The 14,089-nt window shown below is 45.8% G+C and carries 10 protein-coding genes; all 10 read right to left on the bottom strand.

The window, feature by feature from the left end:
- Positions 1 to 144 precede the first annotated feature (144 nt).
- A complete protein-coding gene (gene icmF, locus NST31_RS12930; protein ID WP_205178892.1) occupies positions 145 to 3,411 on the bottom strand; it encodes a fused isobutyryl-CoA mutase/GTPase IcmF in 3,267 nt (1,088 codons plus the stop codon).
- Positions 3,408 to 4,058, bottom strand: coding sequence for a TetR/AcrR family transcriptional regulator (locus tag NST31_RS12925; protein ID WP_171973785.1), 651 nt, complete (start codon positions 4,056 to 4,058; stop codon positions 3,408 to 3,410). Before NST31_RS12925 ends, icmF begins: the two co-directional genes overlap by 4 nt.
- 24 nt (positions 4,059 to 4,082) lie before the next feature.
- Positions 4,083 to 5,219: an acyl-CoA dehydrogenase gene (locus NST31_RS12920; protein WP_077109650.1), complete on the bottom strand. Its 1,137-nt coding sequence runs from the start codon at positions 5,217 to 5,219 to the stop codon at positions 4,083 to 4,085.
- Positions 5,220 to 5,232: 13 nt separating this feature from the next.
- A complete protein-coding gene (locus NST31_RS12915) occupies positions 5,233 to 6,369 on the bottom strand; it encodes an acyl-CoA dehydrogenase (protein WP_339161062.1) in 1,137 nt (378 codons plus the stop codon).
- Positions 6,370 to 6,401: 32 nt separating this feature from the next.
- Entirely contained in the window at positions 6,402 to 7,253 is an 852-nt protein-coding gene (locus NST31_RS12910) for a 3-hydroxybutyryl-CoA dehydrogenase (protein ID WP_339161059.1), read from the bottom strand.
- Positions 7,254 to 7,266: 13 nt separating this feature from the next.
- On the bottom strand, positions 7,267 to 8,457 hold the full coding sequence (locus NST31_RS12905; RefSeq protein ID WP_339161057.1) for an acetyl-CoA C-acetyltransferase: 1,191 nt from the start codon (positions 8,455 to 8,457) through the stop codon (positions 7,267 to 7,269).
- A 669-nt stretch (positions 8,458 to 9,126) separates the two neighbouring features.
- On the bottom strand, positions 9,127 to 9,300 hold the full coding sequence (locus NST31_RS12900; protein WP_339161055.1) for a hypothetical protein: 174 nt from the start codon (positions 9,298 to 9,300) through the stop codon (positions 9,127 to 9,129).
- 241 nt (positions 9,301 to 9,541) lie between these two features.
- Positions 9,542 to 11,653 carry a 4Fe-4S dicluster domain-containing protein gene (locus NST31_RS12895; RefSeq protein WP_205178888.1) on the bottom strand — a complete coding sequence of 704 codons (2,112 nt, stop codon included), beginning with the start codon at positions 11,651 to 11,653 and terminating at the stop codon, positions 9,542 to 9,544.
- 380 nt (positions 11,654 to 12,033) lie between these two features.
- Positions 12,034 to 13,095 (bottom strand): iron chelate uptake ABC transporter family permease subunit, encoded by a 1,062-nt coding sequence (locus tag NST31_RS12890; protein ID WP_077109656.1) that lies wholly within the window; start codon positions 13,093 to 13,095, stop codon positions 12,034 to 12,036.
- A complete protein-coding gene (locus NST31_RS12885) occupies positions 13,058 to 14,026 on the bottom strand; it encodes an ABC transporter substrate-binding protein (RefSeq protein ID WP_077109730.1) in 969 nt (322 codons plus the stop codon). Before NST31_RS12885 ends, NST31_RS12890 begins: the two co-directional genes overlap by 38 nt.
- Between the last annotated feature and the right edge of the window lie 63 nt (positions 14,027 to 14,089).

Genomic DNA, 14,089 nt, shown 5'->3' with positions numbered 1-14,089 from the left:
GCTTTGGTACAAATAATAACTTACGGCAACTGCAATCGAATATCCTAACACCTTGACCCCGAACTTCATGCACCCACATCCAGTCATGGAACAATTTATAGTTATAATTTTATCCTGTTATACGATAAAAATCCATATACGCGACTACATATTTCTTCGGTACTGGCCGCCAACTTCGTACAGCGCATTGGTAATTTGTCCCAAACTGGCCACTTTAACTGTCTCCATTAGTTCGGCAAAAATATTGCCGCCCTTCATGGCCGTTTCTTTTAATTTTTTCAGTGCTGTTTCTACTTGGTCTTCATGTTTCTCCTGGAATTGCCGCAGGTTTTGGATTTGTGTTTCTTTTTCCTCTTTTGTAGCACGGGCCAACTCCATATTGTCCAATTCTTGCTCAGATGGGGGATTTGGATTCAGATACGTGTTCACACCGATAATCGGCAACTGCCCAGAGTGCTTGAGCATTTCGTAATACATCGATTCTTCCTGAATTTTACTGCGCTGGTATTGTGTTTCCATCGCGCCAAGAACGCCTCCGCGGTCATTTAACTTCTCGAACTCTTTCAATACAGCTTCCTCGACAAGATCCGTCAATTCCTCAATGATAAACGAACCTTGAAGCGGATTTTCATTTTTGGAAAGACCGTGTTCCTTTGTAATAATCATTTGAATCGCCATTGCCCTGCGGACAGATTCTTCCGTCGGTGTCGTAATGGCTTCGTCATACGCATTTGTATGAAGGGAATTGCAGTTGTCCTGCAAGGCCATGAGAGCTTGAAGCGTTGTGCGGATATCATTAAAGTCAATTTCCTGGGCATGCAGCGATCTGCCCGATGTCTGCACGTGATATTTCAACTTTTGACTTCGCTCATTCGCTCCATATTTTTCTCGCATGACAACCGCCCAAATCCGTCTCGCCACTCTCCCGATCACTGTATATTCAGGGTCAAGCCCATTTGAGAAAAAGAAGGACAGATTCGGTGCAAAATCATCAATATGCATGCCGCGGCTCAAATAATACTCGACATACGTAAAACCGTTGGCAAGTGTAAAAGCCAGTTGGGAAATTGGATTGGCTCCAGCTTCGGCAATATGATATCCGGAAATGGACACGGAGTAGTAATTTCTTACTTTATGGTCAATAAAATATTGCTGAATATCGCCCATCATGCGCAAGGCAAACTCCGTTGAGAAAATGCATGTATTTTGCCCCTGGTCTTCTTTTAAAATATCGGCCTGAACCGTACCGCGAACAGTTTGCAAGGTCCATGCCTTTACTTCTTCTTGTTCACTTGGCGTCAATTCCCTGCCAAGCTCCTCTTTTCTTTTTTCAACTTGTTGAAAGATCGCCGTATTCATAAACATGGCCAAAATAATCGGCGCAGGACCGTTAATTGTCATGGAAACGGATGTAGTGGGAGCGCATAAATCAAAGCCGGCATACAGCTTTTTCATATCTTCAAGTGTACAAATGCTCACGCCGCTCTCACCGACTTTGCCGTAAATATCCGGGCGGTAATCCGGATCTTCCCCATATAACGTGACTGAATCAAAAGCGGTACTTAACCGCTTGGCCGGATCGTCTTTTGATAAATAATGGAAACGGCGATTCGTTCTTTCCGGCGTTCCTTCTCCGGCAAACTGGCGTTTCGGATCTTCTCCTTGGCGTTTAAATGGGAACACTCCTGCTGTGTAAGGGAAGGAGCCGGGCACGTTTTCCTTATATACCCATTTTAAAATTTCTCCGTAATCTTCATATTTTGGAAGAACGACCTTTGGTATGGAGAGACCTGAAAGGCTTTTTACAGTCAACTCCGTAACAATTTCCCGATCGCGGATTTTTGTCACATATTTTTCCCCGGCGTATACTTCTTTTTTCTTTTCCCATGATTCTAGTACTTCCTTTGATTCCGGGGTAAGCTGCTTGGCGGTCTCTTCTTTTAAAGTTTGAAGAGCCTCCAGCGCTTCACCATTTGCCTCTTCCTCTTTTAAAGCGGCGATTACACCTTCCAATTGGAACAGCTTCCGGGCAATACGGACCTGTTTTTCTGCCGCTTTATGGTACCGGTGGACTGTATCGGCAATCTCCCGTAAATAATGCTGCCTGCTGACCGGAATAATGACATCCTTCTTTTCAACTTTTTCCGAAGTGGAAAAAGTTGTTTGCCAATCCGTTCCGGCTTTTTCATTGATTTTTTCCATTAGTGCGGCAAATAAGGCGTTCGTACCCGGATCATTAAACTGGCTCGCTATCGTGCCATATACAGGCATTTCATCCAAATCCCGGTCAAATAACATATGGCTGCGTTGATATTGCTTACGTACCTGATTTAACGCATCCTCTGAACCCTTTTTCTCAAATTTGTTGATAACGACAAGGTCGGCAAAGTCGATCATATCAATTTTTTCCAGTTGGGTTGGCGCCCCGAATTCGCTTGTCATGACATACATCGATACGTCGCTTATCTCCCGAATCTCCGCATCCCCCTGCCCGATCCCGCTCGTTTCGACAATCACAAGGTCCATCCCGGATGCTTTTACAACGTTGATCGCATCTTTGATCGCTTGTGACAATTCATTTTTCGATCCTCTTGTAGCAAGACTTCTCATGTATATTCTTGGTGAGAAGATGGCGTTCATTCGAATTCGGTCGCCCAGAAGCGCGCCGCCGGTTTTCTGTTTCGTCGGATCTACTGAAAGAATAGCCGCTTTTTTCTCTGGCAGCTCATGAAGAAATCGGCGGATCAGCTCATCCGTCAATGAACTTTTACCGGCGCCGCCCGTCCCTGTTATTCCAAGCACTGGAACATCCCGGGCCAGCTGTTTTATTTCTGAAAATATTTCCCCGTATGCGTCCAAGTCAGGGTCCAGCACCTTCTGTTCAGCGATGGAAATCAGTTTGGAGACCGCCGATATGTCCCCCGTTTGCAGTTTTTCCACTTCTTCGGGCAGAGATTGGGGAATTGTCGGAAAATCACATTCCCGCAACATCAAGTTGATCATCCCCTGCAGGCCAAGTTCCCTGCCATCATCGGGAGAAAAAATCCGCGCTATCCCGTAATCATGTAATTCCCTTATTTCACGGGGAATGATCACGCCGCCTCCCCCTCCGAATATCCGAATATGGGGTGCTTCTTTTTCTTTTAATAAATCATGCATATATTTAAAATATTCAACATGCCCCCCCTGATAAGAAGATACTGCAATCCCTTGAACATCCTCCTGAATGGCAGCATGAACAACTTCTTCGACCGAACGGTTATGTCCCAGATGGATGACTTCTGCACCGCTTGACTGTAAGATTCTCCGCATAATATTAATGGAAGCGTCATGCCCGTCAAACAAGCTGGATGCCGTTACAAATCGGATGTGGTTTTTCGGCCTGTATACATCAGTTACCATATTCGTCATTCTCCTCCCACTTCTACTTGTTTCTTGAATCCTTTTATCCCTGAAAAAAGCAAATCGGTTTGGAGTTGAATATATTCATCAATCGTACATGTTTTTTGCAATGCCCAGCGCCTGAATCCCCACATTTGTCCTTGGACAAAAATATTGTGCGCCAATAATTGCTGCTGCTCATTATTGATCTCCAGCTCCCCATTTTCAACACAGCGCCGGATCAATTCCTCAAACATCCCGACCATTTCCAACTCTTTCTTTAATACATATGCCAAAGCTCCATTTGTTAAAGCTTTTGCTTCCTGATACATGACAAGCACTTCATCCTGCATTTCGTCCACGATTCGGAAATAATGGTCAATTCCCAGTTTCAGGCTTTCCAATGTTCCCGCTTTCAGGTCAATGCTGTAAAAACGCTCTTTTACCTGCTCATAAATGCTGTCACAGACGAGAAACAGGACATCTTCCTTCGTTCTAATATATTCATAGAGCGTACCGATGCTGAAGCCGGCAGCCTTGGCAATTTCCCTCGTTGTCGTTCGGTGAAATCCTTTTTTCTTAAAAAGAGAAACAGCACCGCGGATCATCTGGTTTCTTCTTTTTTCGATCAACCGCTCATCTTTGACAGAGGCTTTTATTGTCCGTTTTACTGTCAACGGTATATTCACCTTCTTTCTCATTTAATTTGTCAGCATTCTAGAAATGACAAGCCTTTGAATTTCTTGTGTTCCCTCATATATTTGGGTGATTTTCGCATCGCGCATGTATCGTTCGACCGGATAGTCCTTCGTATAGCCGTACCCGCCGAAAATTTGCACCGCTTCCGTTGTTACTTTCATCGCGGTGTCCCCCGCCATCAGCTTTGACATGGCTGATTCCTTTCCGTAAGGCAAACCTTCAGACTCCAGCCAAGCAGCCTGGTATGTTAATAGACGGGAAGCTTCAATGGCCGTGGCCATATCGGCAAGTTTGAAAGAAATGGCCTGGTTATCGGCTATCGGCCTTCCGAACTGTTTTCGGTCCTTCGCATAAGCCAGCGCCGCGTCAAGTGCCCCCTGTGCAATGCCGACTGCTTGGGCGGCGATTCCATTTCTGCCGCCATCCAGCGTCATCATCGCTATTTTGAATCCTTGCCCTACTTCCCCCAGCATATTTTTCTTCGGCACTTTACACTCATCAAAAATGATTTCGGTCGTCGGTGAAGAGCGAATCCCGAGTTTTTTCTCTTTTTTGCCCACAGAGAAGCCTTCGAAGTCTTTTTCAATAATAAAAGCGGTGGAGCTCCGTTTATCGTTCGGGTCCGTTAATGCAAAAACAATGTATATATCCGCAATTCCTCCGTTTGTAATAAATATTTTCGATCCGTTCAAGACAAAGTGATCCCCGTCATCGCGCGCTGTCGTTTTCATAGCCCCCGCGTCTGATCCTGACCCCGGCTCTGTCAATCCGTATGCGCCCATTTTTGTTCCTTCAGCCATTGGCTTCAAATATGTTTGTTTTTGCTCCTCTGTACCGAACTTATATACCGGCCAGCCCGCCAAAGAAGTATGAGCCGAAAGCGTCACGCCAATGGAAGCGCAAACACGTGATAATTCTTCTACTGCGATACAATAAGCTAAATAATCACTGCCAATCCCGCCATATTGTTCCGGCCAGGGGATGCCTGTCAGTCCGAGATCAGCCATTTGTTTGAATATATCCATGTCAAAGCGTTCTTCTTCATCACGTATCGCTGCTGTTGGTTCCACTTCGTTTACCGCAAAGTCCCGCACCATTTTTCGAATCATTTCATGCTCTTCACTCAATTTAAAATTCATCCCAACCACTCCTTTAGTTCAACAAATGTTTGCTAATCACCATTCTCTGGATTTCACTCGTACCTTCATATATTTCTGTCACTTTGGCATCCCTGAAAAACCTTTCAACGGGATACTCTTTCGTATAACCGTAGCCCCCGAACACCTGAACTGCCTCAATGGCCGTCTCCACCGCTGTTTTGGAAGCGAACAATTTGGCCATTGATACTTCTTTGACACACTGTTCGCTAGAAGAACACATCGCCGCAGCCCGGTACACAAGAAGCCTGGCGCTTTCCACATTTGTCGCCATGTCCGCCAGTTTAAAAGCAATTCCCTGTTGTTCTGATATCGGCTTTCCAAACTGTTTTCTTTCCGTAGCATATTTCGTCGCGGCTTCTAACGCCGCTTCTGCGATGCCAAGCGCCTGGGCCGCAATGCCGATACGGCCGGTATTTAAATTCGACAGAGCGATTTTAAAACCATTTCCTTCTTCACCGAGCAGATTGTCTGCCGGAACTTTCATGTCCTCAAACGTGATGGCAACGGTTCTTGATCCATTGAGTCCCATTTTTTTCTCATCTTTGCTGATCACAAGCCCGGGCGTGCCTTTTTCAACGATAAAAGCTGAAACGCCCCGTTTTCCCCGGCTCGGATCTGTTACGGCAAAAACAATATAAATATCTGCTTCGCCGCCGTTTGTAATAAAGACTTTAGAGCCGTTAATCATGAAGTCATTTCCTTTACGGACCGCGCTCGTTTTGATCGCGCCGGCATCCGATCCTGCCCCCGGCTCTGTCAAACAGAATGCGGCCAGCGCCTTGCCCGTGGCCAATTTTCTAACATACTTCTTCTTTTGCGCTTCCGTTCCAAATTTTAATATCGGGTTTGTACCAACAGATGTATGGACGGATAAGATAACTCCTACTGTAGCACTTACTTTGGAAAGCTCATTTATGGCAATAATGTAGGAGATAAAGTCCATGCCGGATCCGCCATAGTGTTCCGGAACAGTAATTCCCATCAAGCCGAGCTCTCCCATTTTATTTAAAATCTGTCGCGGGAACTTTCCATTTTCCATTTCTTCTACAAACGGTTCTATCTCGCTTTTAGCAAACTCGCGAACCATTTTCCTCATCATCAATTGTTCTTCCGTCAACCGAAGGTCCATGCTCATTCCCTCCCTGATGTATCCCGGCGCGGTCATTCATACTTGTAAAAACCGCGTCCCGCCTTTTTGCCGAGCCAACCCGCTTTCACATATTTCCTCAATAGTGGGCATGGGCGGTATTTATCGTCGCCGAACCCTTCATGAAGGGTTTCCATAATGTATAGACAGGTATCCAGTCCGATAAAATCTGCAAGAGTGAGCGGTCCCATCGGATGATTCATGCCTAGCTTCATCACTTCATCGATCGCTTCTTCTGTGGCCACCCCTTCATACAATGTGTAAATGGCTTCATTGATCATGGGCATGAGTACCCGGTTTGAAACAAATCCCGGAAAATCATTCACTGCAACAGGGACCTTTTTCAAACTTTTCGTCATGCTTTCGATCGACTGGTACACTTCATCTTCCGTGGCGAGCCCCCGGATAATTTCAACGAGTTGCATGACTGGGACGGGGTTCATAAAGTGCATGCCGATTACTTTCCCCGGCCGCTTTGTTGCAGCTGCTATTTCCGTAATCGGGAGTGAAGATGTATTTGACGCCAAGATAGCATGGGCAGGAGCATGCTTATCAAGTGTTTCAAAAATCCGTGTCTTGACTTCCATATTTTCAATAGCTGCTTCGATGACGACATCGGCTTTCTCCGCATCCTTTACATCGGTCGATGTGGTGATGTTGCCGATAATGTTATATTTCTCGTTTTCTGTTATTCTCTCTTTTTGCACTTGCCGATCCAGGTTTTTCTCAATAACGCTTAGTCCTTTATCAACAATATCTGTTTGCAGATCATTTAAAAAAACTTGATAACCAGCCTGCGCGCATACTTGGGCAATCCCTGAACCCATTTGTCCCGCTCCTACAACGAATACGTTTTGAATTTCCATCGTTTTTCCTCCCTCAGTTTGTTTTGGGCACTTCAATCATGACAGCATCTCCCTGGCCTCCGCCGGAACAAATTGAGGCGATGCCCAGTCCGCCGCCGCGCCGCTTTAATTCGTATGCGAGCGTTATCAAAATTCGGGCGCCGCTTGCGCCGATTGGATGTCCCAAAGCTACCGCCCCGCCATTTACATTCACTTTTTCATGATCAAGATGGGCAATTTTGCCACTCGTCAAAGCGACAGCTGCAAATGCCTCGTTAATTTCAAATAAGTCGATCTCTTCCAAGGTCTTACCCGTTTTTTCAAGCAGCTTATGAATCACGAGTCCCGGTGTCTGAGGAAAGTCTTTTGCTTCAACTGCGACTTCTGCGTGACCGATGATGTATGCGAGCAGTTCCTTTCCTTCTCGTTTCGCCCGCTCTTCGTTCATTAATACAACCGCCGCCGCACCATCGTTGACACCCGGTGCATTTCCTGCCGTAATCGTTCCGTCCCCATCAAAGGCCGGCTTTAGTTTCGCAAGTTTCTCCAAAGTAGTATCTTTTCTCGGCGCTTCGTCTTCCGTCACAATGAGTGGCTCTCCTTTTCGCCGCGGGACTTCGACCGGAACGATTTCTTCGGCCAGCACCCCTTTTTCCATTGCGGCAAACGCCCGTTTTTGGCTTCTAAGCGCCCATTCATCCTGGGCTTCTCTTGTAATCTCAAACTCTCTGGCCGTACGATTTCCGTAATTCCCCATGTGAACCCCGGAAAAGGCACACGTCAATCCGTCGTAAATCATTAAGTCGACCAAATGAGCATCACCCATTTTATACCCCCATCGTGCCTTTGGCAGAACATAGGGTGCATTGGACATCGACTCCATTCCTCCAGCGACAATCACTTCTTCATCACCAGCTCGGATGATTTGATCCGCTAGCGTAATGGCCCTCATTCCGGACGCACACACTTTATTGATCGTTTCCGTCTTAACTTCCCAAGGGACACCGGCTTTCCTTGCCGCCTGTCTCGATGGAATCTGCCCCTGTCCACCCTGCAAGACCGTTCCCAAAATCACTTCTTCGACTTCTCCAGGCTGTACGTTCGCACGCCGCAAAGCTTCCTTTACAGCAATTCCTCCAAGATCGGATGCTGTTAAAGAACCGAGTGCCCCTCCGAATTTTCCAAATGGCGTACGCGCTCCGGCTACCATTACTGACCTTGTCATCAATCCCACTCCTTTTTATTAACATCTTTTCATCTATGAAAATTTTTTCAATAAAGCTAAATTTCAGTCAGTAGAAGTTTTCTTCCATATCCTGCTGAATGTTAGTTGAACCAATCAGGCATTGAGGTGCTGTTTTCTCCCACTTAGACTCTTTTGTATCAACTCAGGTCTTGAAGCGGTGTATATGGCACCTGACATGCGGGATAAATGAGGTTAAGCCCACAGGGGGGCATGCAGATATTGCTTCTCGATGTGGTATTCTTAGTTTGCGAAACGCAATCCGCCCAGTGATAAAAAATGAAACAAAGGCCCAGATTGAAAGCGTCCTGTTGTAAACTCAACCAGTGACGACCTTACGCTTATCCTTCATGCGCTGACGATACGGCTGATTAGCGCTTCACTTACATTCGTACATCCTGTACGCCGCCATCCTTTTGTGATTTGTGATCGGAATCCCTCGATGTGTCGCTACCGAAGCTTTTACTTGTTCGGCGGTTATTGGCAACTGGATTCAACTCTGGGCTAAAGAGGGTTCGAGTGCTGCAAAGTTACCAACGTTTTTCTGCTCCCGCTACCACTCCAAGCCATGAGAGACACCCGCCACGTTCACTTTCTTCCTCTTGCATCCACTGAGTATATGCTCTGCCATGCTATGACTTTTCTACAGATTCATTTAGGATTTCTTTTTTTAAAAAAATCCAAAGCAGAATCAAAAATGATAAAAATGATAACAAGTGCCACAAAAACTGCAAACCAAATACTGTCATTCCCTAAACCGGTGAAGATTAATATCAGACCTAAAACAGTAATTATTATTTTTATAAACAACATCAACTTGTTCACAAATTCAATCCCTCCCTTTCATAATGTCAATCGTTAGATTTTCATGTTCATGCCGGTAGATTGATAATCTGAAAAAAGTGTATTATTGGAACTTACAAGCTTATCCTCCAATCGTTTTAGCGCGTTTATGCCAAGGGCGGAACCTCACTGCCAGCTGATAAACCGTTTACATTAAATTGACTGAACGCTCGCTCAACTTAAGAGCCAACGGGAAGGCGCTTCTGTTGAAGCACCTTGACCATTATGAAGCCTCCTTTTTCTCTTCCCCACAGACGGCTTTTTCAAGAAGCTCTGCCACATCATATGTCTGTACAGTGTCTTCCACTTCCTTTGCCTTCGTGCCATCTGACAACATCGTCAAGCAATATGGACAACCAGAACTAATAACGGAAGGGTCTGTTACAAGAGCCTGCTCTGTCCTGGCCACGTTAATCCGCTGGCCTGTATCTTCTTCCATCCACATCAATCCGCCGCCAGCTCCACAGCACATCCCGTTTTCCCGGGTGCGCTCCATTTCCACAAGGGTTACCCCGGGAATTGATTTTAAAATGTCACGCGGCGGATCATACACTTCGTTATATCTTCCAAGATAACAAGAATCATGGAAAGTGATTTTTTCATTCACCTCATACTTTGGCTGTAAGCGTCCTTCCGCCACCAATTGCGCAAGCAATTCTGTATGGTGATATACTTCCGCTTCCAAACCAAAGTCGGGATATTCATTTTTAAAAATATTATATGCATGCGGGTCAATTGTTACAATTTTTCGCACATTGTTTTTCTCAAATTCTTTAATATTGGCCGCAGCCAATTCCTGAAATAGAAACTCATTTCCAAGGCGGCGCGGCGTATCTCCGGAGTTTTTCTCTTTGTTTCCGAGAATCGCGAACTTAACGCCGGCTTCATTCAACAGTTTGGCGAAAGAGAGAGCAATTTTCTGGCTTCTGTTGTCAAAAGCCCCCATTGCACCAACCCAAAGCAAGTATTCAAATTCTTCGCCGGATTTCTTCATTTCTTTCACCGTCGGAACATGAACATCATCACGCAAATCTCGCCAATTTTCTTTCTCTTTTCGATTCAATCCCCACGGGTTTCCTTGTCTTTCAATATTTTGCATCGCTCTTTGTGCATCAGGGTCCATTTTTCCTTCTGTTAAAACGAGATAACGCCGCATATCTATAATGTGGCTTACGTGTTTGTTCATAACCGGGCACTGGTCTTCACAGTTCCGGCATGTTGTGCACGCCCACAGCTCCTCTTCTGTAATGATATCCCCGATCATGCTCGGCTGATACTCCAATGCCGCTGCGGCTTCCTCGGCTCCTTCTGTGCTGCCCGCTTTTGCGATTCTGTTTCCAAGCGTATTGGCAAATGCATATGCCGGCACCCAAGGCTGCTTTCTTGTAACAGCTGCCCCGTAATTCGTCAAATGGTCACGCAGCTTAATCATAATATCCATCGGCGACAGCATTTTTCCTGTACCTGTCGCAGGACACATATTTGTACAGCGGCCGCATTCCACACACGCGTATAAGTCAAGAAGCTGAAGATCTGTAAATTCATCAATTTTTCCTACACCGAATGTCTCGGCGGACTCATCCTCAAAATCAATCGGCTTCAACTTCGCGTCGTTGTCAAGCGGCTCCAGGTACACATTAGCCGGACCGGCAATTAAATGGGCGTGCTTCGATTGAGGCACATATACTAAGAAAGCGAGTAATAGAAGCAGATGCACCCACCACGCGACGTAAAACACAACCGCCGCTGCGAACGGGCTCATCCAGCCAAACAGTGCCGCAATGCCTGACGCAACAGGCTCCGTCCATGTAAGATTTTCCCCTTCCCAGATGAGGGCCATTCCGTTCCCCAGAAGGACGGAAGCCATCAGTCCGCCAATAAAAAGCAATACGAGCCCAGCATAAAATCCCCGCTTTAAGCGCACAAGCTTTTCAATGTAACGGCGGTAAAACGCCCAGGCCACCGCCACTAAAATGACAAGCGTGACAAGCTCCTGGAAAAAAGTAAATCCCGGATAAAGAGGGCCAAGCGGAAGATGGGATCCCGGTGCAAGCCCTTTCCAAATAAAATCAATTGCCCCAAATTGCACGAGAATGAAACCATAAAAAAACATCACATGGATAATGCCGCTTTTTTTATCCTTTAAAAGCTTTTTCTGCCCAAACACATACGTCCAAATATTTTTAAGCCTTTCTTTCACATTGCGATCAAACTCTTCTTTTTTTCCCAGTTTAATAAATTGAATCCGTGTTCTTACCACATACACAAACAAGTAAACGCCGTAAGCGGTTACGAATACAAAAGCAAGCCAATTCAGCAATAGCAATCCATCCATAACAGTTGGTGCCCCCTTCTCATCTATTTTTAAAACCGGCACTTTTCCGAATCTTGTTACTACCATTATATAATGAATGAGCATTCAGTCAAGATGGAACCTGCTATGGATTCGAGAAATTCTATTATGATTCATCAAAATTCGTTCATGTAAACGGGTGGTTTACTTTAGGGATGAAAGCCTCTATTGCTGAAAGTTCGCCAACCGTCCTACTCTTCCGGCTAACCCCAAAATGCCCTATCCTTTTTATTTTTTCTCTTTGCTTCTACCTGTAAAAGCGAAGCTTTTTTTAACCCTCGCAATAAACTATTCGGAACCACACGCCCATCCTATGGTTTTCCTTTACACAATAAAGGAAGGCTGCCCAAACCGGACAGCCTTCAGCTTCTTTTCCCTAATTTTCTTCGTATTAAAATGACGGCAAACACCGGGGCCCCGATCAATGCGGTAATCACTCCGATCGGAAGCTCGGCAGGATCGATGATCGTTCTAGCCACAAGATCTGCCAAGATGAGGAAAGACGCTCCCGCCAAAACAGAAAGCGGAAGCAAGTGTTTATGGTCCGGCCCCCAGACAATTCTCACCAGATGGGGAATGACAAGACCCACAAAACCGATCGTTCCCGACACTGCGACAGCCGCCCCTGTCAGGACAGAGCTGGACGCCAAGACGGCCACCTTTCTTGGGCCTACGTTGACGCCAAGATGTTTGGCCCGTTCTTCTCCAAAAGCGATCGCATTCAGTTCACGCGCGTTCCAAAAAAGAATAAGGCTGCCGACCAGTAAAAACGGCAAAATAATTTTCACAAAGCTCCAGCCCCTCATCGAGACGCTTCCCAAAAGCCAGCCGATGATTTGGCGCAGCTCCTCTCCGGATAAAGCAATCATCAACGAGATAAAGGCGCCAAGGAAAGAGCTAAAAATAATCCCCGTCAATATGATCGTTTCCACTTTCATCGTTCTGTCAATGCTGCGCGCAAAAGAAAGTACCAAAATGACGGTAATAAATGCGCAAACAATGCTTAATAGCGGCAGTGTATACATTCCAACCAAAGGCAGGGACAATTGATAAAAAAGTGTAATGACCGCGCCAACTGAAGCGCCCGATGAAACACCGAGCGTATAAGGGTCCGCCAGTGGATTGCGCAACAGCCCTTGAAAAGCAGCTCCGGCAATCGCCAAAGCCGCTCCCACCAGTCCGGCAAGCACGACGCGGGGCAAACGAATATTCATGACAATATTCGTATACATGGGATCAGAGGGAAATTCGATCGGAAGGTAAAAAGCTTCACTGCCAATAATGCGTGCAACATCCAGTATGGGCACCTTTACGGAACCCGTCGAGATACTGACAAGCATTACGGCAATCAACAGCCCGATCGCAATGATATAGGGAAAAAAAGGATTATTCTTTGAAAACATCCGGATAAACAGCCTTTGCAAGCTCCTCTACTCCTTCAGCCAAACGTGGGCCGGATCGGCTCACCAAATCTTCGTTGACCGCAATGACCCGTTCTTCCTTTACCGCGTTCATATCTTGCCAGCCAGTGCGTGCCATTACTGCATCGGTAGCATTTTCCACATAACTATAATTGACGATGATCACATCGGGATTCATCGCAATAATGGCCTCTTCATTCATTTTTGGCCACCCTTCTTCTTCCACAGCGTTTTTCGCGTTAATAATAGCCAGCATTTCATCCATAAAGGTGTTTTTCCCGGCTGCATACATTTCGGGAGGAGGGGAGAGCTCGACAAAAACCGACTTCTTCTCTTCTTCTTGAATCTTCTCTGCTTTTTCCTTGATTTCTTCCAGTTTGGATTTCATTTCTTGTACGACTTCTTCTGCTTCTTTTTCATGTCCCGTGGCTTTCCCAATCATCTCAATCGTTTCATACGTATCACTAAAGCTCTGCGCGTTATGTACAACAAGAACTGTCACACCGCTTTCCTCAAGCTGCTTTAATCCGCCTTCCCATACGTCCATTCCTGATCCATGGGCAAGAACAAGATCCGGTTCGAGAGAAATGATTTTTTCCACATTTAACTCCATTCCGGCAACCTTTTCTTTTTTCGCCGCTTCCTCAGGATAATCGTCGTTCTCATTAACACCCACCACTTCATTGCCTGCACCGATTGCATACACAATTTCCGTATTGCTCGGAATCAGCGAAACGATTCTTTCCGGTTTCTTTTCAATCGTGACTTCTTTGTCCACTCCATCTTTAATCGTTATCGGAAAACCCGTTTCCTTGGCTTCATCCGTCGTCTTAGGTTCCACGCTTTCATTCTTTGGTTCATCTTTGCTTCCGCAGCCAGCCAACAGCCCGGCCACAAGGAAAAGCGCGGCTAATAACATATGTATTCTTTTCACCAAATCCATCCCCATTTCTTTTTAAAAATAAAAAACACCTCCATGCAGAGATGTTCAGGAAAG

Origin of the sequence: Siminovitchia sp. FSL W7-1587 (assembly GCF_037963795.1) — a bacterium.
GTDB classification, from domain to species: Bacteria; Bacillota; Bacilli; order Bacillales; family Bacillaceae_C; genus Siminovitchia; species Siminovitchia thermophila.
This window is presented reverse-complemented; position numbering and strand designations above follow the sequence as displayed.

Bases quoted from the DNA above. Each gene is read 5' to 3' on its own strand.
- NST31_RS12920 (WP_077109650.1), bottom strand. From the start codon at position 5,219: ATGAATTTTAAATTGAGTGAAGAGCATGAAATGATTCGAAAAATGGTG.
- NST31_RS12910 (WP_339161059.1), bottom strand. From the start codon at position 7,253: ATGGAAATTCAAAACGTATTCGTTGTAGGAGCGGGACAAATGGGTTCA.
- NST31_RS12905 (WP_339161057.1), bottom strand. From the start codon at position 8,457: ATGACAAGGTCAGTAATGGTAGCCGGAGCGCGTACGCCATTTGGAAAA.
- icmF (WP_205178892.1), bottom strand. From the start codon at position 3,411: ATGACGAATATGGTAACTGATGTATACAGGCCGAAAAACCACATCCGA.
- NST31_RS12895 (WP_205178888.1), bottom strand. From the start codon at position 11,653: ATGGATGGATTGCTATTGCTGAATTGGCTTGCTTTTGTATTCGTAACC.
- NST31_RS12915 (WP_339161062.1), bottom strand. From the start codon at position 6,369: ATGGACCTTCGGTTGACGGAAGAACAATTGATGATGAGGAAAATGGTT.